General features: G+C 29.7%; 21 protein-coding genes and 1 tRNA gene. 18 read left to right on the top strand and 4 right to left on the bottom strand.

Annotation, left to right across the window (positions count from 1 at the left end):
- Positions 1–44: 44 nt before the first annotated feature.
- The gene (locus I1A51_RS02075) at positions 45–680 is read left to right on the top strand and encodes a LysE family transporter (protein ID WP_196890711.1); all 636 of its coding nucleotides are present in this window, start codon (positions 45–47) and stop codon (positions 678–680) included.
- 61 nt (positions 681–741) lie between these two features.
- On the opposite strand, the gene I1A51_RS02070 is transcribed toward I1A51_RS02075, so the two are convergent.
- From I1A51_RS02070 to I1A51_RS02060, 3 genes are read right to left on the bottom strand one after another with little or no spacing between them, the layout of a single operon-like run.
- Positions 742–1,428: an RluA family pseudouridine synthase gene (locus tag I1A51_RS02070; protein WP_196890710.1), complete on the bottom strand. Its 687-nt coding sequence runs from the start codon at positions 1,426–1,428 to the stop codon at positions 742–744.
- 2 nt (positions 1,429–1,430) lie between these two features.
- The gene (yihA, locus tag I1A51_RS02065; RefSeq protein ID WP_196890709.1) at positions 1,431–2,042 is read right to left on the bottom strand and encodes a ribosome biogenesis GTP-binding protein YihA/YsxC; all 612 of its coding nucleotides are present in this window, start codon (positions 2,040–2,042) and stop codon (positions 1,431–1,433) included.
- 4 nt (positions 2,043–2,046) lie between these two features.
- A complete protein-coding gene (locus I1A51_RS02060) occupies positions 2,047–2,811 on the bottom strand; it encodes an alpha/beta fold hydrolase (protein WP_196890708.1) in 765 nt (254 codons plus the stop codon).
- Positions 2,812–3,035: 224 nt separating this feature from the next.
- Between I1A51_RS02060 and mraZ the strand changes: the two genes are divergently transcribed.
- From mraZ to I1A51_RS01985, 15 genes are all read left to right on the top strand, one after another.
- A complete protein-coding gene (mraZ, locus tag I1A51_RS02055; RefSeq protein ID WP_196890707.1) occupies positions 3,036–3,509 on the top strand; it encodes a division/cell wall cluster transcriptional repressor MraZ in 474 nt (157 codons plus the stop codon).
- Positions 3,496–4,392: a 16S rRNA (cytosine(1402)-N(4))-methyltransferase RsmH gene (gene rsmH / locus I1A51_RS02050; protein ID WP_196890706.1), complete on the top strand. Its 897-nt coding sequence runs from the start codon at positions 3,496–3,498 to the stop codon at positions 4,390–4,392. Before mraZ ends, rsmH begins: the two co-directional genes overlap by 14 nt.
- A 2-nt stretch (positions 4,393–4,394) precedes the next feature.
- Positions 4,395–4,727 carry an FtsL-like putative cell division protein gene (locus I1A51_RS02045; protein ID WP_231373935.1) on the top strand — a complete coding sequence of 111 codons (333 nt, stop codon included), beginning with the start codon at positions 4,395–4,397 and terminating at the stop codon, positions 4,725–4,727.
- A 53-nt stretch (positions 4,728–4,780) separates the two neighbouring features.
- Entirely contained in the window at positions 4,781–6,748 is a 1,968-nt protein-coding gene (locus I1A51_RS02040) for a penicillin-binding protein (RefSeq protein WP_196891373.1), read from the top strand.
- Positions 6,749–6,788: 40 nt separating this feature from the next.
- Positions 6,789–8,255 carry a UDP-N-acetylmuramoyl-L-alanyl-D-glutamate--2,6-diaminopimelate ligase gene (locus tag I1A51_RS02035; RefSeq protein ID WP_196890705.1) on the top strand — a complete coding sequence of 489 codons (1,467 nt, stop codon included), beginning with the start codon at positions 6,789–6,791 and terminating at the stop codon, positions 8,253–8,255.
- A 10-nt stretch (positions 8,256–8,265) separates the two neighbouring features.
- Positions 8,266–9,507: a phospho-N-acetylmuramoyl-pentapeptide-transferase gene (mraY, locus tag I1A51_RS02030; RefSeq protein ID WP_196890704.1), complete on the top strand. Its 1,242-nt coding sequence runs from the start codon at positions 8,266–8,268 to the stop codon at positions 9,505–9,507.
- 1 nt (position 9,508) lies between these two features.
- The gene (murD, locus tag I1A51_RS02025; RefSeq protein ID WP_196890703.1) at positions 9,509–10,840 is read left to right on the top strand and encodes a UDP-N-acetylmuramoyl-L-alanine--D-glutamate ligase; all 1,332 of its coding nucleotides are present in this window, start codon (positions 9,509–9,511) and stop codon (positions 10,838–10,840) included.
- Between the two features lie 6 nt (positions 10,841–10,846).
- Positions 10,847–12,070: an FtsW/RodA/SpoVE family cell cycle protein gene (locus tag I1A51_RS02020; protein ID WP_196890702.1), complete on the top strand. Its 1,224-nt coding sequence runs from the start codon at positions 10,847–10,849 to the stop codon at positions 12,068–12,070.
- Positions 12,054–13,145 (top strand): undecaprenyldiphospho-muramoylpentapeptide beta-N-acetylglucosaminyltransferase, encoded by a 1,092-nt coding sequence (murG, locus tag I1A51_RS02015; protein WP_196890701.1) that lies wholly within the window; start codon positions 12,054–12,056, stop codon positions 13,143–13,145. Before I1A51_RS02020 ends, murG begins: the two co-directional genes overlap by 17 nt.
- Entirely contained in the window at positions 13,142–14,494 is a 1,353-nt protein-coding gene (murC, locus tag I1A51_RS02010; protein ID WP_196890700.1) for a UDP-N-acetylmuramate--L-alanine ligase, read from the top strand. The genes murG and murC overlap by 4 nt, the downstream gene beginning before the upstream one ends.
- Positions 14,478–15,200 (top strand): cell division protein FtsQ/DivIB, encoded by a 723-nt coding sequence (locus I1A51_RS02005; protein WP_196890699.1) that lies wholly within the window; start codon positions 14,478–14,480, stop codon positions 15,198–15,200. The genes murC and I1A51_RS02005 overlap by 17 nt, the downstream gene beginning before the upstream one ends.
- A gap of 3 nt (positions 15,201–15,203) precedes the next feature.
- Positions 15,204–16,541 carry a cell division protein FtsA gene (ftsA, locus tag I1A51_RS02000; protein WP_196890698.1) on the top strand — a complete coding sequence of 446 codons (1,338 nt, stop codon included), beginning with the start codon at positions 15,204–15,206 and terminating at the stop codon, positions 16,539–16,541.
- A gap of 11 nt (positions 16,542–16,552) precedes the next feature.
- Positions 16,553–18,388, top strand: coding sequence for a cell division protein FtsZ (gene ftsZ, locus I1A51_RS01995; protein WP_231373934.1), 1,836 nt, complete (start codon positions 16,553–16,555; stop codon positions 18,386–18,388).
- 109 nt (positions 18,389–18,497) lie between these two features.
- A complete protein-coding gene (locus I1A51_RS01990; RefSeq protein ID WP_196890697.1) occupies positions 18,498–18,950 on the top strand; it encodes a GatB/YqeY domain-containing protein in 453 nt (150 codons plus the stop codon).
- Positions 18,951–18,979: 29 nt separating this feature from the next.
- Positions 18,980–19,053 (top strand) — tRNA-Arg (locus I1A51_RS01985).
- Positions 19,054–19,083: 30 nt separating this feature from the next.
- On the opposite strand, the gene I1A51_RS01980 is transcribed toward I1A51_RS01985, so the two are convergent.
- Complete coding sequence (locus I1A51_RS01980; RefSeq protein WP_196890696.1) at positions 19,084–20,118, bottom strand: N-acetylmuramoyl-L-alanine amidase family protein; 1,035 nt, start codon at positions 20,116–20,118, stop codon at positions 19,084–19,086.
- Positions 20,119–20,461: 343 nt separating this feature from the next.
- Here I1A51_RS01980 and I1A51_RS01975 point away from each other — a divergent pair, with 343 nt between their 5' ends.
- Entirely contained in the window at positions 20,462–20,680 is a 219-nt protein-coding gene (locus I1A51_RS01975) for a hypothetical protein (protein WP_196890695.1), read from the top strand.
- A gap of 180 nt (positions 20,681–20,860) precedes the next feature.
- Positions 20,861–22,507 carry an ABC transporter transmembrane domain-containing protein gene (locus I1A51_RS01970; protein ID WP_196890694.1) on the top strand — a complete coding sequence of 549 codons (1,647 nt, stop codon included), beginning with the start codon at positions 20,861–20,863 and terminating at the stop codon, positions 22,505–22,507.
- Positions 22,508–22,539: the final 32 nt, after the last annotated feature.

The raw sequence follows: 22,539 nt of genomic DNA, 5'->3' as shown, positions 1-22,539 counted from the left end.
TACTAATTAGAAGACATTGAAATGAAATAACTGAGTTTAGGATTATGATTGGGTTTTTATATTTATTTTTTGGAGTCTCCCTTGCTTTTTTAGGAGCTCTACCTTTAGGAACTGTAAATTTATCAGTTGTGCACACCACGATTCGATATAATTTAATTTCTGCGATGAAAATTGTAATTGCCGCAGCTTTTGCAGAAATAATTTTATCATTTTTTGCACTACATTGTAGCATGTATGTAAATGATTTTATAAGTAAAAATCAAATTATCAATGTAATTATTGCAGTTGTTTTAGTTTTAGTAGGTTCTGCTTTATTTTTTGTGAAGAAAGAACAGAAAGAAAAAGATGAAAACGCAAAACATCCATCATTTTCCAATGCTGTAAAAGGGTTTTTATTAGCATTATTAAATCCGCCAGTTTTAGTTTTTTGGTTATTCGCCTTTACATTTGTAGAAAGTAAAGAATGGTTACATATTAATATAATGCGTCCAATTCATGAATTAATTTTATTCTTTATTGGTGTATATGTAGGAAAATTTTTAGCTTTATTCTTATATGGAAAATTGAGTGTTTTAATTCAAAATAAAGTACAGAATATTTCCAAATATTTAAATAAAGGAATTGGAGCAATTTTATTTATTATTGGAACTTTCCAATTGGTAAAGATGTTCCTTTCATAAGAAGTAAATAAATTTATAGATGAAAAAACTCTCAGTGATTTGCTGAGAGTTTTTTTATTTTTTAATTACAAGCATTCCAAACAGGATCATTTGGTAAATCTGCTGTAAGTGAAATTTTTTCTTTTGAAACAGGATGTGTAAATTCTATAAATCTAGAATGAAGATGAATTCCTGCATTTTTATTACTTCTTTTAAATCCATATTTTAAATCACCTTTTATCGGACAATTAATTGCAGAAAGTTGACAACGAATTTGATGATGTCTTCCTGTTTCCAATAAAACTTGGACTAAATAATAATTCTCTAATTTCTTTAAAACTTCATAATGTAAAATAGCTTTTTTACTACCTTCCACATGTTTAATAAAATGAGAAGCTTTATTGTTTTTTGGATTTTTCTTTAAGTAATGAGTTAAAGTATCTTTAGATTTTGGAGGTTCATTTCGAACAATTGCCCAATATGTTTTTTGAACTTTATGTTCGCGGAACATTTTATTCATTCGCTCCAAAGCTTTAGAAGTTCTTGCAAAGACCACAATTCCAGTTGTTGGTCGATCCAAGCGATGTACAACACCTAGAAAAACATTTCCAGGTTTGTTGTACTTTTCTTTAATATATTGTTTTACAATGTCGCTAAGAGGAGTATCACCAGTTTTATCACCTTGAACGATATCACCAACTTTTTTATTTACGACAATGATATGATTATCTTCATAGATAACTTGTAAATTTTCCTTTGTAGATGCCATTTTTATTTAAAATTATCTTTGACATCCTGATTTACAGAGTCGATAAATTGTAATAATTCTTCTCCACCTTTTTTATGAGCAGAAGAAGTGACAAAATTAATAGGAAGTTCTTCCCAAGTTTTTAATAATTCTTTTTTATACGATTGAATATTTTTATTCAATTGAGAAGATTTTAATTTGTCAGCTTTTGTAAAAATAATTCCAAACGGAATTCCATTTTCACCAAGCCATTGCATAAATTCTACATCAATTTTTTGTGGAGCATGACGAGAATCTACTAAAACAAAAGAGCAAACTAATTGTTCTCTTTGTAAAAAGTAATCTTTTATAAATTTTTGAAATGTTTGTCTTTTTGATTTAGAAACTTGTGCATAACCATATCCAGGTAAATCCACTAAAAACCAATTATCATTAATTTTAAAATGATTGATTAATTGTGTTTTTCCAGGTGTACTAGAAGTTTTTGCAAGACTAGTTCTTCCTGTAATCATATTGATTAAAGAAGATTTTCCAACATTTGAACGACCAATAAAAGCATATTCTGGAATAGCGTCTTTCGGGCATTTACTTACATCAGTATTGCTTATAACAAATTCGCTTTTAGTAATTTTCATAAAATTAGATGTTTCTTTTAGTAAACCAACTATCTAGAATTTCATTAAATGTATCAGGTAATTCCATCATTGCAGCATGACCACATTTGTCAATCCAATACAAGTCGGAATTAGGTAATAATTCATGAAATTCATCTGCAACTTCAGGAGGTGTTACAGTATCATTTTTTCCCCAAATTAAACAAACAGGAATTGTAATATTTGGAAGATCTTTGGCCATGTTATGACGAATTGCACTTTTTGCAATAGCTAAAGTTTTGATTACTTTATTTCTATTATTTACTGTTTCAAAAACATCATCAACAATCTCTTTTGTAGCAACTTCTGGATCATAGAAAACATCTTGTGCTTTCTTTTTAATGAAGTCATAATCACCACGTTTCGGGTAAGTATCGCCCATAGAATTTTCGTATAATCCTGAGCTTCCTGTAAGAATTAATGCTTTTACTCTATCCTGATATAATTTTGTGAAATATAAAGCAATATGTCCTCCTAAAGAGTTTCCTAAAAGGATGACATTTTCAAGTTCTTTATGATCGATAAATTCTTTAACAAATTTTGCTAAATTTTTGACATTTGTTTTGATTAGTGATAATGAATAAATTGGTAATTCAGGCACTAATAACTTATATCCTTTTTTAGGAAAATAGTCTAAAACACCATCAAAATTACTTAATGTTCCCATCAAACCATGTAGTACAACGATAGGTTGTCCTTCACCAATTTCTATATAACTGAATTTATCTTCTTTTATTAGTTTATAGCTCATCAATATTTGGGTTTAAAGCAAGCACAAATATAGCTTTTTTATGATAAAAACATATTTTTTTAAAACTATATATAAATACTCTTCAATTTAAGTTTTAAGATTTTGGTTATCAACTTTTTAACTAAAAATTAAAAAAAACTCATAAAAGTTATCAACAAAGTGGTTTATTGTGGGAAAAAGTGGTAAATTATTGTTACTTTTGATGATTAAAGCAAACATTATCAATGTTGAATCTAATTGGGACATATGAAGGGAAAATGGATGCTAAAGGTAGGATTATGCTGTCCGCTCCATTAAAGAAACAACTCGACGCTGTTTTGCATAAAGGCTTTGTGTTGAAAAGGTCTGTGTTTCAGTCTTGTTTAGAACTTTACCCAATAGATGAGTGGAACAAGATGATGACAAAAATAAACAGTTTAAACCGATTTGTAAAGAAGAATAATGACTTTATTAGAAGCTTTACAGCCGGTGTGAAAATGATTGAATTAGACGGTTCAGGAAGGTTACTTATCCCTAAAGATTTGCAACAATATTCCGGAATTACAAAAGAAATAGTCCAAGCATCTGCGATTAATATTATTGAAATTTGGTCAAAAGATGCTTATGAAAAAACAATTGAAAATACAGTTGATGACTTTGCAGCACTTGCTGAAGAAGTCATGGGAAATTTAAATAATATTGAAGATGGAATATCATAACCCTGTGTTGTTGAAAGAAAGTGTTGATGGATTAGATATAAAACCAGATGGAATTTATGTAGATGTGACATTTGGTGGGGGAGGGCACTCAAGAGAAATTTTGAGTAGACTTGGAGAAAACGGAAAATTATACGCTTTTGATCAAGATGAAGATGCACAGAGAAATGTTATTGAAGACGAAAGATTTACATTAATTCCGCAGAATTTCAGATTTATAAGTCGTTTTTTACGATTTTATGGAGTTCAAAAAGTGGATGGCATACTTGGAGATTTAGGAGTTTCATCGCATCAATTTGATGCTGCTGAAAGAGGATTTTCAACAAGATTTGACGGAGAGTTGGATATGAGAATGAATCAAAGTGATGGACTTTCAGCGTATGAAATCGTAAATAATTACGAAGAAGAAGAAATAGCAAATATTTTATTTCAATATGGTGAATTGCGAAATTCGAGAGCAATTGCAAAAAAAATTGTGGAAGTTCGAGAAGAATCGCCAATTAAAACAAGTTTTCAGTTAAAGGAAGCTTTAAAACAATTTTTACCAGAAGCAAAAGCTCATAAAATTTTAGCACAAATTTATCAAGCAATTCGTATTGAAGTAAATCAAGAATTAGAAGTTCTAAAAGAATTTTTATTACAAACAACAGATTTGTTAGAAAAAAATGGACGATTAAGTATTATTTCATATCATTCTTTGGAAGATCGTTTAGTAAAACGATTTATAAGAAATGGAATGTTTGAAGGAGAACCTGAAAAAGATTTTTACGGAAATATAAGTGTTCCTTTCAAAAAAGTAGGAAAGATGATTGTTCCGGCAAATGAAGAAATAAAACTAAATAATAGAGCTAGAAGTGCCAAATTAAGAATCGCAAAACGTATGTAATCATGATGCAATTATTAAAACAAAAAATTTATGATTTCTTAAAAGTAAAGTTTCTTGTAAGTAAAGATTCTATTAGAAATTGGCAAATTATTGTTTTTGTAGTGATTTTATTTTTAATCATGATTGGAAGTTCGCATAGAGCGGACAGAAAAGTGATGCGAATAGCAAATTTAAATCAAGAAATATTAAAGCTTACTGCTGAATATGTGGATAATCGTTCCAAAGTAGTAAAGATGAAATTGGAATCAACTATCCGAAAAAAAGTTTCAGATAAAGGATTAATTCCATCGAATCATCCTCCAAAAAAAATTAAAGTAATAACAAAAGAAGAATAACCTTGGTAGAGAAAAAGTACATATTGAAACGACTTTACATCATTTTTGCAATGATGTTTATATTCTTTATTACTATAATTTTCAAATTGTTTAATATCCAATTTGGAGAAGGAGAAAAATACCGTAGTCTTTCTGCAAATGAAATTAAACGTGATACAATTCAGGCAAATCGAGGAAATATTTATGCAGAAGATGGAAGTTTATTAGCAACTTCTGTAACAAAATATGAAATTCGAATGGATGCTGCTTCACCAAATATTTCAGATTCTTATTTTGATAGTAATATTGATTCTCTTGCTATTAAATTAGCTGATATGTTAGGGAATACACCAAAGCATTATAAAAATAAAATAACAAGAGCGAGAAAAAATAAAAATAGATATTTATTTATCACGAGAGGATTGGGATATAATGATTATCTAAAGATGAAACGATTTCCAATTTTTGAAAGAGGTGTTTATCGTGGAGGATTTATTGCTGAGCAAAGTACTGTTAGAGAACATCCGCTTGGAAGAGTTGCTGAAAGAACTATAGGTTATGATGATTATCGTGGGAGAGTTGGAATAGAAGGTGCTTTTAGTAAATATTTACGAGGAAAAGATGGTTGGCGAATGAAACAGAAAATCGCCAAAGGACAATATAAACCGATAAATGACGATAATGAAGTAGAGCCAAAAAACGGACAAGATGTTGTAACAACCATTGATGTGAATATTCAAGATATTGCAAATACAGCATTGATGGAGCAATTACAAAAATTTAATGCAGAACATGGCTCAGTTGTTGTGATGGAAACCAAAACTGGTGAGATAAAAGCAATTTCAAATCTTGCCAAAACATCCAAAGGAACTTATTACGAAAAGAGAAATTATGCAGTATATGAATCGCATGAACCAGGTTCTACTTTTAAATTGATGAGTTTAGTTGTTGCTTTAGAAGATAAAGTAATAGATACTGGTCAAGTTGTAAACACTGGAAATGGAATTTATAAAGTTTATAATAGTAATGTAATCGATTCTCATGCTGGAGGTTTTGGTAAAATTTCAGTTGCAAAAACCTTTGAAGTTTCTTCTAATATTGGGATTGTAAAAGTAATTCAGGAACATTATAAAAATAATCCTAAGAAGTTTGTTGATGGTTTAATTCGTATGCGATTAGACAAGCCAATTGGATTAGAAATTAAAGGAGAAGGGAAGCCAAAAATCAGAAAACCTTCTGATAAAGATTGGTCGAGAATTTCTTTACAATGGATGGCTTGGGGATATGGAGTTTCTCTAACACCACTTCAAACATTAACTTTTTATAATGCTGTTGCAAATAATGGAGTAATGGTAAAACCTCAATTTATCAAAGAATTAAGAGGACAAAATGCAGTTGTAGAATCTTTTAATAAAACTGTTTTAAAAGATAAAATTTGTTCGCAAGAAACTATTGATAAAGTTAAGGTGATGATGGAAAACGTTGTGAAACGTGGAACAGCTGACAATATTTATACTTCAAATTTTTCTATGGCTGGAAAAACAGGAACTGCAAAAAAATGGATTCCAATTGAAAGAGATGCTAATGGGAAGAAAATAGGAGGTGGATATTATTCGAATCAAAAATATATTTCCTCATTTGTAGGTTATTTTCCTGCGGATGAACCAAAATATTCATGTATTGTAGTAATTCATGAACCTTTAAAAGAAAAAGGATATTATGGAGCTACAGTTGCTGCGCCAGTTTTTAAGAAAATTGCGCAAAAGATTTATACAGACACTCCATCAGAAATCGAAATTGAATCGGGTTCTTATGGTTCGGAAAAATTGAATCAGAAATTTGATAAATATTTTGAGATTTCAGACAAATATGTAACAATTGTTCCTAGTGTAGTTGGGCTGCCAGGTATGGATGCTATTTCTATTTTAGAAAACTTAGGTTTAAAAGTAAAATACAAAGGAACTGGAGTTGTCAAAAAACAATCAATTAAAAAAGGAGAAAAAATTAAAAAGGGTAATACAATTTATTTGGATTTATTGTAGAATGATTAAAGGAATAAATAATTGATCTAACAAAGGAAGTATGAAATTATTAAAAGACATATTATTAAATGTATCCATAGAAGAAATTCTAGGAAATATGGATACATCTATTAATAATATAACTTTTGATTCTAGAAAAGTTACAGAAAATGACCTTTTTGTTGCAATAAAAGGAACTGTTGTTGATGGACATCAATATGTTGAAAAAGCAATAAAATTAGGAGCTTCTGTAATTGTTTGCGAAGAAAAACCAAAAGAACCAAAAGATACTATTACCTATATAATTGTACAGAGTTCAACAAAAGCTTTGGCAAGAATGGCTTCTAATTTTTATGGAAATCCTTCAAAAAAGCTAAAGTTAGTTGGAATTACTGGAACAAATGGAAAAACAACAATTGCCACATTGTTGTATAATTTATTTGAAAAAGCTGGATTTAAAACAGGACTTTTATCTACTGTTATAAATAAAATCCATGGAGAAAATGTTAAAGCAACTCACACAACACCTGATTCTCTTTCAATTAATTATTTAATGAGAAAAATGGTAAATGCTGGTGTGACACATTGTTTTATGGAAGTAAGTTCACATGGAATTCATCAAAATCGTACAGAAGCTTTAGATTTTGATGGTGCAGTTTTTACAAACCTTACACATGACCATTTAGATTATCATGAAACTTTTAAAGAATATCGTGATGTGAAGAAAATGTTATTTGATAATTTATCTAAAGAAGCATTTGCTTTGGTAAATATTGATGACAAAAATGGTCCAATAATGTTTCAAAATACAAAAGCGAAGAAATATTCCTATGCATTGAAAACAATGGCAGATTTCAAAGGAAAAGTTTTGGAAAATCAAATTTCTGGAATTTGTATTGAAATTAATAATATGCCCGTTTGGACAAGATTGATTGGTTCTTTTAATGCATATAATTTATTAGCAATTTATGGTGTTGCACAACTTTTAGGTTTAGAACAATTAAGAGCTTTAGAACTTTTAAGTGAATTAGAAACAGTTTCGGGACGTTTTCAATACCAAATTTCACCAAATGGAACAATCGCAATTATTGATTATGCACATACTCCAGATGCATTGAAAAATGTATTAGAAACAATTCATGATATCAAAGATGAAAGAGCAAATGTAATTACAGTTGTTGGTTGTGGAGGAGATCGAGATGCAGAAAAACGTCCAAAAATGGGACAAATTGCTTCTAATTTAAGTGATCAAGTTGTATTTACTTCTGATAATCCAAGAACAGAAGACGAAATGCAAATTTTAGATCAAATTATTGAAGGAGTTTTGCCTGAAAACAAGCCAAAAGTAGTTTCAATTCCTGATCGAGAACAAGCAATTCGAATGGCAATTAAATTAGCTGAGAAATCGGATATTGTTTTAGTTGCAGGAAAAGGTCATGAAACATACCAAGAAATTAATGGAATAAGAAACAATTTTGATGATTATCAAGTTGTGGAGAAAATATTTTTAGAACAAGTTAAAATTTAGAGAAGAAGCAATGCTATATTATTTATTTGAATATTTACACAAACATTACCAATTGACTGGAGCAGGAGTGTTTCAATACTTGACATTCCGTTCTGCAATGGCATTTGTTTTCTCTATTTTAATTTCGACAATTTTTGGAAAAAGAATCATAAACTTTTTACGAAAACAACAAATTGGAGAATCGGTAAGAGATTTAGGATTAACAGGACAAGTAGAAAAAGCAGGAACTCCAACAATGGGGGGAGTGATTATTATTTTGGCAACATTGATTCCTGTTTTATTATTTAATAAACTGGATAATATTTATATTATCATTTTGATTATTACGACTGTTTGGATGGGAGCAATCGGATTTATTGATGATTATATTAAAGTATTTAAAAAAGATAAAGAAGGATTAAAAGGAAGATTTAAAGTTCTTGGTCAAGTAGGTCTAGGATTAATTGTCGGAGGAATGTTGTATTTCAACCCACAAGTTACAATTAAAGAGAAACTACCAAAAGATGAAGTATCGAAAATCATTCAAACAGAACAAACTCATGATGCGAGTAAAGTATTTGGAGATGCACATAAATCAATGAAAACTACGATTCCATTTTTAAAAAATAATGAGTTGGATTATAGTTCGATTTTAGGTTCCATAAGTGACAATTTACGACAGTATTCATGGTTAATTTTTATTCCATTAGTGATTTTTATTATCACAGCTGTTTCTAACGGAGCGAATTTGACAGATGGAATTGACGGACTTGCAGCAGGTTCTTCTGCGATTATTGTAGCAACTCTAGGAATTTTTGCTTGGGTTTCTGGAAATATTGTTTTCGCAGATTATCTCAATGTAATGTATATTCCGAATTCAGGAGAAATGACTGTTTTTATCAGTGCAATGACTGGAGGTTTAGTTGGATTTTTATGGTATAATACTTATCCAGCACAAGTTTTTATGGGAGATACAGGTAGTTTGACGATTGGAGGAATTATCGCTGTTTTAGCAATTGCAGTTCGAAAAGAATTATTAATTCCAGTATTAGCAGGGATTTTCTTAATTGAGAATTTATCTGTTGTAATGCAAGTAAGCTTTTTTAAATATACAAAGAAGAAATACGGCGAAGGAAGAAGAATATTTAAGATGGCACCATTACACCATCATTATCAAAAACTAGGTTATCATGAAAGTAAAATTGTAAACAGATTTTGGATTATCGGAATTATGTTGGCAGTTCTTACAATAGTTACATTGAAGTTAAGATAAGATGAAATTAGTTGTTCTAGGTGCAGGAGAAAGTGGTGTTGGAACAGCATTGCTTGCTAAAAGTAAAGGATTTGAAGTTTTTGTTTCGGACAAAAGTGAAATAAAGGAAAATTATAAAAAAGTTCTTTTAGATAATGAGATTCCATTTGAGGAAAAAAAACATTCTTTAGAGAAAATTTTTCAAGCAGATGAAGTGATGAAAAGTCCAGGAATACCAGATAAAATTTCTTTAGTTCAAGAGTTAAAAGAAAAAGGAATTCCAGTGATATCTGAAATCGAATTTGCAAGAAAATATACAAATGCTAAAATTGTTGGAATTACAGGTTCAAATGGAAAAACGACAACAACTTTGCTAACGCATCATATTCTAAAAAAAGGAAAATTAAATGTTGGAATAGCTGGAAATATCGGAGATAGTTTTGCTGCCAGTGTTTTAAAAGATTCTTTTGATAGTTATGTTTTAGAATTAAGTAGTTTTCAGTTGGATGGTATTCAAGATTTTCGCCCAAAAATTGCGATTATTACGAATATTTCTCCAGATCATTTAGATCGATATGATTATAAAATGGAAAACTATATAGCTTCGAAGTTTCGAATCACAATGAATCAAACAGAAGAAGATTATTTAATTTATGATGCAGATGATTTAGAAATCCAGAAATGGTTGGAAAATCATGAAGTAAAGGCGCAATTATTACCTTTTTCAGTTTCTAGAAAATTGGAAAAAGGTGCATATCTAGATGGAAATAATTTAGTGTTAAAATTAAATACAGAAACTTTTACTATGGGAATAGCAGCATTAGCAATACAAGGTAAGCACAACATCAAGAATGCAATGGCAGCCGGAATGACAGCGCAGCTATTAAATGTAGAAAACGAAATAATTCGTGAAAGTTTAGAAGATTTTGAAGGTGCTGAACATCGTTTAGAATCAGTTTTAAAAATTAGCGGAGTACAATATATCAATGATTCTAAAGCAACAAATGTAAATGCAACTTACTATGCTTTGGAAAGTATGAAACAACCAACAATTTGGATTGTTGGAGGTGTAGATAAAGGAAATGATTATATGGAATTAATGCCATTAGTCAGAGAAAAAGTTAAAGCTATTATTTGTTTAGGAGTAGAAAATCAGAAGATTATTTCCACTTTTGAAAATGTAATAAAAACAATTGAAGAAGCAAATAGTGCAGAAGAAGCAGTTCAGAAAGCATATAGAATTGCTGAAAAAGGAGATACTGTTTTGTTATCTCCAGCGTGTGCTAGTTTTGATTTATTTTCGAGTTACGAAGATCGAGGAGAACAATTTAAAAATGCAGTTAGAGAATTGTAAGATTTTATGAAAGAATTATTAAAACAATTAAAAGGAGATAGAGTAATTTGGGCTGTTGTAGCTGCGTTGGCAATTTTTTCATTTATGCCAATTTACAGCGCTAGTACCAATTTAGTTTATGTTGTAGGAAATGGCTCAACAACGGGACATTTGCTTAAACATGCTTTTTTATTGTTTTTTGGTTTCGGAATCATTTATTTCGTACATAAAATCCCTTACAGATATTTTAGTGGAGGATCTATATTGATGCTCTATATTGTGATTCCTCTCTTGGTTTATACGTTATTTCAAGGACAAGTAATTGCGGGAGCAAACGCTGCAAGATGGGTAAGAATCCCTATCGTAAATTTCACTTTTCAACCTTCAACTTTAGCAAGTGTTGTTTTGATGATTTATGTAGCCAGATATTTAGCGCAAAGAAAAAATGAAGATATTGATTTAAAAGAAAGTCTTTGGAAACTTTGGCTGCCTGTTGCAGTAGTTTTAGCATTGATTTTACCTGCTAACTTTTCAACAACGGCAATCTTATTTACAATGGTTCTTTTAGTTTGTTTTATAGGAGGTTATCCATGGAAATATTTGCTAGGTGTTTTAGGTTCAGGTTTAGTTGTTTTGTTAATTTTTGTATTGACTTTTAAGGCTTTTCCTTCCATTGCTCCAAACCGTGTTGATACTTGGATAAATCGAATTGAAAATTATTTTTCAGGAGAAACAGAGAAAAATTATCAAGTAGAAAAAGCAAAAGTAGCAATTGCAACTGGAGGATTGACTGGAAAAGGATTCGGAAAAAGTGTTCAGAAAAACTTTTTACCACAATCTATTTCCGATTTTATCTTTCCAATTATTGTTGAAGAATCTGGATTAGTTGGAGCTTTTATTGTAATGACTTTATACTTTTTACTTTTAGTTAGAATTATAATTGTAGCACAAAAAGCTTCCACGATTTTTGCAACTCTAGTTGTTGTTGGAGTTGGCCTCCCCATTGTTTTTCAGGCGATGATTAATATGGGAGTTTCTGTAAATCTTATTCCAGCAACAGGACAAACTCTTCCATTAATTAGTAGTGGAGGAACGTCTATTTGGATGACTTGTATTGCACTTGGAATTGTACTGAGTGTAAGTACTGCAAGAGATGAAGAAATTTCAGAAGAATTAGAAGAAATAGAACAAAAAGATAATAAGAATTTATACGATAATCCTTTACAAATATTGAATGAAAAAATCGGTTAACATATTACTGAGTGGAGGTGGAACTGGTGGACACATTTATCCAGCAATTGCGATAGCGAACGAATTAAAAGAACGATATCCAGATGCAAATTTTTTATTTGTTGGAGCAAGTGACCGAATGGAAATGGAAAAAGTTCCACAAGCAGGTTATGATATAAAAGGATTATGGATTTCAGGAATTCAACGAAGATTAACTTTAAAAAATTTAATGTTTCCTTTTAAATTAATTTCAAGTTTATGGAAAGCAAAAGGAATCATTAAAAACTTTGAACCAAATATTGTAATTGGAACTGGAGGATTTGCGAGTGGACCAACATTACATGTTGCAAACAAAAAAGGAATTCCTACTTTAATTCAAGAACAAAATTCGTTTCCTGGAATCACAAATAAGCTTTTATCTAAAGAAGTAGATAAAATTTGTGTTGCATATGACAATTTAGAAAGATTTTTTCCTAAAAATAAAATCATAAAAACAGGAAATCCTGTAAGGAATGACTTACTAAACGTGTCAGATTATAGAGAAGAAGCTTTAAAAAGGTTTCAATTAGATACAGAGAAAAAGACTTTATTGATTTTAGGAGGAAGTCTTGGAGCAAGAAGTATTAATAAATTAATCGCTGAAAATATTCAGTGGTTGGTGGAACGAGAAATACAAGTGATTTGGCAAACTGGGAAATTGTATTTTGAACAGTATAAACATTTTGAAGATTTAGAGGGTGTGCAAGTTCATGCATTTTTAAATGAAATGAATTTAGTTTATGCAGCTTCTGATTTTGTGATTAGTAGAGCAGGAGCAAGCTCGATTTCTGAATTATGTTTGGTTGGAAAACCTACAATTTTTATCCCATCACCAAATGTTGCAGAAGATCATCAAACCAAAAATGCACAAGCAATTGTAGATGAAAATGGAGCGATATTAATCAAAGAATCAGAATTAGATTCGTTTCAATTGGTTTTTCAAAGTTTAATTTCAGATAATGCTTATCAAAATGTATTAGCGGAAAATATCAAGAAATTGGCTTTACCAAACGCAACAAAAGATATAGTAAACGAAATAGAATTATTATTAAATTGAATTTAAATAGAATACATACAATATATTTTATAGGTATCGGAGGAATCGGTATGAGCTCGCTTGCGCGTTATTTTAAAAATAATAACAAGCTTGTAGCTGGATATGACAGAACTGCGACACCTATAACGCATGCTTTACAACAATCTGGAATTACAATTAATTTTGAAGATAGATTAGATGTAATTCCGTCGGAGTTTTTGGATGTTGCGACGACTTTAGTTGTATATACACCAGCAATTCCAAAAGATCATAAACAATTTAATTATTTCAAAGAACATGGATTTCATATTTTAAAAAGAGCAGAAGTTCTTGGAGAAATTACACGAAATTCACTTTGTTTAGCAGTTGCAGGAACACATGGAAAGACAACAACATCGACGATGTTAGGTCATATTTTACATGATAATGGAATTAATGCAACGGCATTTTTAGGAGGTATTTCAGAGAATTATAATTCAAATTTAATTCTTGGAGGAGATGATATTTCAGTAGTAGAAGCAGATGAGTTTGATAGATCATTTATGAAGCTTTTTCCAGATATTGCTTGTATTACTTCTATGGATGCTGACCATTTAGATATATATGGAACAAAAGAAGAGTTAGAGGATACATTTGTAGATTTTTCGAATAATGTTAAAAAGGCCTTATTTGTCGAAGAAAATTTACCAATTAAGGGAATAAAATACGGATTTTCAGAAAATGCAAAATATAGGGCTATAAATTTGCAAATTCATAATGGAGTTTATACTTTTGACCTTGTATCCCCAAATAATACAAATAAAAAAATAGAGTTGCCTTTACCAGGAATGCATAATGTAAAAAATGCATTGGCTGCTATTGCAATGGCGTGTGAATATGGAGTTTCTATTGAAAAAATTGCAGCATCTCTAAAAAGGTTTAAGGGAATTAAGCGAAGATTTTCTTATAAGATTAAAACAGATGATTTTGTTTTAATAGATGATTATGCTCATCATCCAACAGAAATTAACGCTGTAGTAGAAACTGCTAGAGAAATGTATCCAGAGAAAAAAATATTGGGGATCTTTCAACCGCATTTGTTTTCTAGAACTCTTGATTTTGCTGATGATTTTGCAGAAAGTTTGTCTAAATTTGACGAACTAATTTTGTTGGATATTTATCCTGCAAGAGAATTACCAATTGAAGGTGTAACTTCTAGTTGGTTATTAGATAAAGTTACTTTAGAAACTAAAAAAATAGGAACTAAAGAAACTGTGTTACATGATATAAGAAATTCTGAAGCTCAGGTTATTGTGATGATTGGAGCTGGAGATATAGGAGAATTAATTAATCAAATACAGTATGAATTAAAAGATGAAGTTGAAAATTAGCCATATTAAAACAATTTTATTAATTGTCTTTATTTCATTTTTATATGGATTTGCAATGCATAGAAATAAAAATAGAGTAATTGATGATATTAACGTGGAATTTGAAAAAGGAAGTAATTTTTTCATGACTACGAATAATGTGGTAAATCTTTTAAATCAAAAAGGAAATAAAGTTTCTAAAAAGAAAAAAGGAGATATTGATGTCCAACTTTTGGAAGAAAAATTAAAAAAGCATCCAATGGTTGAAGAAGCAGAAGTTTATGTTTCTATTGACGGAAAATTAAATACTAGAATAAAACAAAGAGATCCTATTGGTAGAATAAAAACAGATAAAGAAGTTTTCTATATAGATAAATTAGGTAAAAAAATGCCTTTATCTAAAAATTATTCTGCTAGAGTTCCTTTAGTTACTGGAAATGTTGATACGAAAAACTTTAAAGATGTATTTAAATTATTACATTTTGTAAGTAAAGATGAGTTTTTAAAGAAACAAGTTATAGGAATTAAAAGAGATAAAAAGAAAGAATTTTCTTTGGATTTAAGACAAGGAAATCAAAAAGTTTTATTAGGTAAAATAGATAATTTGGAAAATAAGATTTATAATTTAAAAGCATTATATAAGAACCTTATTTTACAAAAAAAAGAAAATAAATATAAGTTGTTGAATTTAAAATACAGCAATCAAGTTGTCTGTGTAAAGAAATAAAATATGGAGTACAATGACGTTTCGGTTGGATTAGATATTGGTACGACAAAAATTGTAGCAATAATTGGCCGTAAAAACGAATACGGAAAAATAGAATTGCTTGGACTTGGTAAAGCTCCAAGTCGTGGTGTACATAGAGGAGTGGTGAATAATATTACACAAACTATCGAATCTATACAGAAAGCAATTGACGAAGCAGTTGCTGTGTCTGGTATTCAGATACAAGAAGCAATTGTTGGTATTGCAGGACAACATATTAGAAGTTTACAGCATAGTGATTATATTACAAGACAAAATGCTGATAAAGTAATTGATGAAGAAGATATTGATTTATTAATTAATCAAGTATATAAATTAGTAATGCTTCCAGGGGAAGAAATTATTCGTGTTTTACCACAAGAATATAAAGTGGATGGTCAAGCAGAAATAAAAGAACCTAGAGGAATGTATGGTGGTCGATTAGAAGCTAATTTTCATGTAGTAATCGGTCAAGTGTCTTCTATTAGAAATATTGGAAGATGTATTAAAAATGCTGGTTTAGAATTATCAGGAGTAACTCTTGAACCTTTGGCTTCTGCAGATGCAGTTTTAAGTCAAGAAGAAAAAGAAGCAGGTGTTGCTTTAATTGATATAGGTGGTGGAACAACAGATTTAGCAATTTTTAAAGATGGAATTATCAGGCATACAGCTGTAATTCCATTTGGAGGAAATGTTATTACAGAAGATATAAAAGAAGGTTGTTCTATCATTGAAAAGCAGGCAGAATTACTGAAAATTAGATTCGGTTCTGCTTGGCCTGGAGAAAATAAAGATAATGAGATTGTTTCAATTCCTGGATTAAGAGGAAGAGAACCAAGAGAGATAACACTAAAGAACTTGTCTAAAATTATTCATGCACGAGTTGTAGAAATTATTGAGCAAGTATATTTAGAAATTAAAAGTTATGGTCATGAAGAACCAAAGAAAAAATTAATTGCAGGAATTGTATTGACAGGTGGAGGTTCACAATTAAAACATGTGAAACAACTTGTAGAATACATTACAGGAATGGATACCAGAATAGGATATCCAAATGAACATCTTGCAGGCAATTCAAATGAAGGTTTTTCGAGTCCTACCTATGCAACCGCAGTAGGATTGCTGATGAAAGGTTTAAGTCTGAAAAATAAAAAAATTCAAGTTGTAAAAGAACCTGAACCTGAACCAGAATTAGAGCCAGAACCAGTAGAAGTACCAATAGAAGAAATCCCTGAGATAAGGGAGGAACCAAAAGAAGTAAAAAAATCTATTCTTGAAAAATGGGCAGACAAATTTCGAGAATTTCTTGATAACGCAGAATAAATTTTAGTATTATGGGGAGTACAGAATTTAACAACATTTCATTTGATTTACCTAAAAATCAATCGAACGTGATTAAAGTAATAGGTGTTGGAGGTGGAGGAAGTAACGCAGTGAATCACATGTATTTACAAGGTATAAACGGCGTTGACTTTGTAGTTTGTAATACAGATGCACAAGCATTACAAAATAGTCCAGTCCCTCACAAAATACAACTAGGAGTATCCTTAACTGAAGGATTAGGAGCAGGAGCAAACCCAGAAATTGGAGAGCAATCTGCGATGGAAAGTATTGAAGAAATTAAATCAATGCTTAGTACAAAAGCAAAAATGGTATTTATTACCGTAGGAATGGGTGGTGGAACTGGAACAGGAGCTGCACCAATCATTGCTAAAATGGCTAAGGAGCTTGATCTTCTTACTATTGGTATTGTAACAATTCCGTTTTCTTTTGAAGGAAAAATGAGAAATGACCAAGCACAAGTTGGTATTGAAACTTTAAGAAATTATGTAGATTCTCTTGTTGTTATTAATAACAATAAATTAAGAGAAGTATATGGTAACTTAGGATTCAAAGCAGGTTTCTCTAAAGCTGATGAAGTATTATCTACTGCTGCAAGAGGAATTGCAGAAGTAATTACACATCACTACACACAAAATATTGACTTGAAAGATGCTAAAACTGTATTGTCTAATAGTGGAACAGCTATTATGGGATCAGCAACAGCATCAGGAACAGGAAGAGCTTCAGAAGCAATTTCTAAAGCTTTAGATTCACCATTATTGAATGATAATAAAATCACAGGTGCTCAAAATGTATTATTATTGATTGTTTCAGGAACAAATGAAATTACAATCGATGAAATTGGAGAAATCAATGATTATATCCAATCAGAAGCACAAACAAATGTGAATATTATCATGGGAGTTGGAGATGATGAAGCACTTGGAGATGCAGTTTCAGTTACTGTAATTGCTACAGGTTTTAATTTAGATCAACAAAATGATATTTCGAATACAGAAGCAAAAAAAATCATTCATAATCTAGATACAAACGAAAAAGAAACTCCAATTATCAAAGAGACAACACCAGTTATTGAAACTCCAGTAACAGAAGTTCCTGAGGAAACAATTTCTTTGAAAACAACATCTAATCCACCTAAAGATAGTGGAAATGCTATTCATGATATGGATGTAACTTTTGAGGAAATAAGAATTCATGATGTTGATGAAGTTCCTTCGTTTGATATTCAACAAGAAGTTTTGAAAAAAGAAAATCAAGAAGCTTCAAGCGATACACAAACTTCTTTTAGTTTTGATTTAAATCCTTCGACGGATATTAAAACAGAAAAAGATGTACAGAATTCTATTCAGGATATCGAAGTTGTAGATTACAAACAAATTGAACCAGAACAAAAAGTAGATGAAAAAATTTATTATAGTTTAGATGATTCTGATTCTACAGATGATGATAAAAATCTTCAATCTAAAAATGATTTGTTTGTAACAGAAGATGATTTAAATTTTAATATCAGAACTGAAAATGAGCCTGAAGCAGCTGATGATTCAAGAGAAATTTCTCCTTTAGATTTAACTATTTCTGAATTACAGAAAAGAGCTAGAGAAAGAAGAGAAAAAATGAAAGAATTCAATTATAAGTTTGTAAATAAAGTGAATCAAAATATTGATGATATCGAAAAAGAACCAGCTTATAAGAGAATGGGAGTAGAATTAAATCAAAATATTTCCTCTTCTCAAACTAATCAATCTAGAACATCTTTAGAAACAGATGATAAAGATGATTTAAAATTTAGATCAAATAATTCTTTTTTACATGATAATGTAGATTAAGATAAAAATTATCCCCAGAGTTAAGATTAATAAAACGACTCGAAATTCTTGAGATAAAATTTAAGAATTTCGAGTTCCTTTTTTATATTCGTATCCTAAAAATAAAATTATGAGCTTACAGAAACAAATCATGACGAGCATGAAAGAAGCAATGAAATCGAAAGATACAATTGCTTTAGAAGCTTTAAGAGCTGTCAAATCAGAGATATTATTAGCACAAACTAAAACAGGAGGATCGGAAGGTTTATCTGAAGACGAAGAAATTAAGTTATTACAAAAATTAGTAAAACAACGTAAAGATAGCGCTGCATTATATACAAAAGAAGGTCGTGAAGACTTAGCAGAGCCTGAAATTGCACAAGCTGAAGTAATTTCTAAATTTTTACCTGAGCAATTAAGTACTGATGAATTAGAAAAATTCATCGAAGGAATTATTGCGGAAACTGGAGCTTCTTCAATGGCTGATATGGGAAAAGTAATGGGAATTGCTTCTTCTAAATTAGCAGGTAAAGCAGATGGAAAATCAATTTCTACTGTTGTTAAAGCGAAATTATCTAACTAAAAATATAAGCTCTTTTTTTAAGAGCTTTAGGCCGTGTAGTTCAACTGGATAGAATATCGGATTTCGGCTCCGAGGGTTGAGGGTTCGAATCCTTCCACGGTCGCAAAGAACTTTGGAACTAAATTCCAAAGTTTTATTTTTTGTACTTATTATAATCTTCTAAAACTCCTTCTTTAATCCATTTAGCCATTGCTTCTCTGTTTTCTGGATTAATAATTCTTTTACGATCTCTAGAATTTCTAATATTTCCTAATTCTATATATACCATCGAAGGATATGTATTTTTAATCATATATAAATTTCTTGAACTTACAGTTCCTTCATAACTTCTTTTTGGTTGATATTTTTTATAATTTCTCTTAAAAGTGTTTCTTAAAGTTGTTGCTAAAGATTTCCCTGTATTACTTCCTTCATAATGATAAAAGAAAACATCAATATTCTGTCTTTTACTTCGACTATCCACATGTAAAACTAAAAGTCGTTGGAATTTCTTTTTATTTTGTTTGTACAATTTATTAATTGCATCTGTTCTTTGTTTTAATCTTTTTCCTTGGTGTAATGGAATTTTTAAATTAGGATGTACAACTTCATCTTTATCTAATTCTAAAATAACATCATCTCTAATTCCATCATTTTTATCCTTAACAATCAAATAAACGGTTGCTCCATGCTGAATTAATTTCCTTGCTAAACGTAAAGTAACATCATAAGCATACTCGTCTTCACAAAGCAATTTTCCTTTATATTTATCAATTGCTCCAGGATCTGGTCCACCATGTCCAGAAACTAAATAATAAACAGCTCCTTCCAATTTATTATCAATCAGTTTGACATCTTTGTGTTTTTTTCCAAAAATATCATAAGTCATGACAATTTTATTTTTATCCTCTTTTTCCTTTACTTTTTCTACAGGTTTTTTAGCATTTTTATTAATAGGAAGTTTATATTTTCTACCAGCGAATAATTGCTTTTTCTTCCCAATACTTTTCTTATTTAATTTGATAAAAGCATAATAATATTTTCCTGGATCTAGTCCATGTTTTCTTAATAAAGAATATATTCCATCTCCTTTTCTTGCCGTAACTATTAAGTTTTTAGTCTGCCCTTGTACTGTAAAAGAAAAAATTAAGAGTGTTATTAGAATAAATTTCTGGACTATTTTTTTCATAAGTTTTAAGCTAAATATTTTAATATTTAAATTACAAATTTTTGAGTAAAGATTAATAAATACAAGGAGAAAATGACTTATAGATTATATAAGTTCATGAAAAAACAAATATACATTAAATAATTTCTTAAGACTGATTAAACGTTTTTAAGTAAAAATAATTGTTAAATATTAGTTAAACAATCAGAATTAATAGTAATACTATTATATTTGCATAGAATTATTTCAGCAAAAATAAAACTTAAAAATGAACTTAAAGAAAAAACACATACAAATATTGCTTAGAATACTGGTAATTCCAGTGTTTTTGTATGCTTTTTTTATAAAGCCAGTTCACTTTTTTATGGCTGATGAAATAAAATCTTCTTATGAATTAGTAGATTTTGAAGAAAATTCTGAAAAAGAAGTCAAAGAAAAAGAAGTAGAATTCGAATTGTTTTTCGAATTTTCAGATAGTTTTCAGCTTTTAACAAATCAAAATCACAAATTCGATAATTATAACTTATTCAAAAAGAGACAACTCTATTCTAAAATCGTCTCACCACCACCAGAATTATCTTAATGAATTTGTCGTAATAATTCCATCAAAAACCAATTTGATAGGAAATATGCGTCGCTGCAATTTATTTTACAAAATCTTTTAGTGAAAAAAATAGAATAATCATCCTAAAAGATAAGGTGTTAATCGATTCATTCAATTTTTTATTCAAAAATCTCTGGCTACACTCAGAGCTGGTAATCTATGAACAAACAAATAAAAATTTCATGGAAGCGTTTGGTTGGAATGCTTTCACTTGATAAAAGAGATATCAAACAAATCTGTTATTACGCAATTTTTGTCGGAATTGTTTCCTTGTCGATTCCTTTGGGAATTCAAGCAATTATTAATCTTTTACAAACAGGTCAAATCTCCTCTTCTTGGGTAGTTTTGGTTGTTTTAGTAACAATTGGTGTTGCTTTTCAAGGAGTTTTACAAATGATGCAGATTCGAATTTTAGAAAATATTCAACAAAAAATATTTACAAGAACTTCTTTTGAATTTTCTTATCGATTTCCAAAAATCAATTGGAAAGCTTTTCAAAAGAAACATACATCTGAATATGCCAATTATTTTTTCGATGTAGTTGGAATCCAAAAAGGTTTATCAAAGATTTTACTTGATTTTCCAGCAGCATTATTACAAATTGTATTTGGTCTGCTTTTGCTTTCCTTTTACCATTCTTTTTTCATCTTTTACGGTTTGTTATTTGTTTTCATCATTTATTTTCTTTTCAAATATTCCATTGAAAAGGGATTAGAAACGAGTTTGGAGGAATCAAATACAAAGTATAGTGCTGCTGTTTGGATTCAGCAAATTGCTTCTCAAGTGCGAAGTTTTAAAACTTCGAATAGCGAAGAATTTATTTTAAATCGAAATAATGAATTGACAGATGCTTATTTAAAATCAAGAGAAAAACATTTCCGATTATTATTATTTCAATTTAAAAAAATGATTGCTTTTAAAGTTTTCATTACTGTTGGATTGTTATTAATTGGTGGAATTTTGGTTTTAAATCAAAAACTAAATATCGGTCAATTTGTTGCCTCTGAAATTATCATTTTAATGATTATTAATTCTGTTGAAAAAATGGTTACAGGATTGGAATCTTTTTATGATGTTTTAACTTCTTTGGAGAAAATCGCTTATGTGGTTGACAAAGATTTAGATGAAGCTAAAAATCCAGATATTCAAGTTTTCAAAGAATCGAATAACAAATTGGAAGTAAAATATATTCCAGAAATGGATTTGCAACAATCGGTTTTTGAACAAGGAAAAACATATATTTTACAAAGTGATTCTAGACATACAGAATCGATGTTTTTTGAAATATTAAGTGGTTTTTCACAAAAGTCAAAACAAGCTATTTTACTAAATGATATTCCTTTTTCACAACTAAATACAGTGGAATATCAAGAAAAAGTAGCAACTGTTTTTGCACAAGAAATGCCATTTAAAGGAACAATTTATGAGAATATTTCCTTCGGAAATAAAAATATTTCTAGAATGGAAGTTTTAGAATTATTAGAAAAATTAGGCTTAAAATCTTTTATACAAAATTTAGAAAATGGTATAGAAACTTTGATTCAACCTTATGGAACAAATTTGCCAGATGCTGTAGCGAAGAAAATTTTATTAGCTAGAGTAATCATGATGAAACCGAAAATTTTGATGTTAGATCATATTTTTTCGCATATGTCCAAAGAAGAATCTCAAGAGATTATTGCATGTTTAGAAGAAGAAAAGAAATGGATTTTGCTGATTGCAAGTAACCATGATTTTTCAAAACATAAAGATGCAATTCCAGTTTCTGTTAGAGAAAATTCATTGAATTTAATTACTAAAAATTAATAACAGTCATCTTTTCCCACTTGTTGAGTTGG

The organism is Aureivirga marina (assembly GCF_015767265.1).
GTDB classification, from domain to species: domain Bacteria; phylum Bacteroidota; class Bacteroidia; order Flavobacteriales; family Flavobacteriaceae; genus Aureivirga; species Aureivirga marina.
Note: the sequence above shows the minus strand (reverse complement) of the source record. Positions and strands in the feature narration are given on the sequence as shown.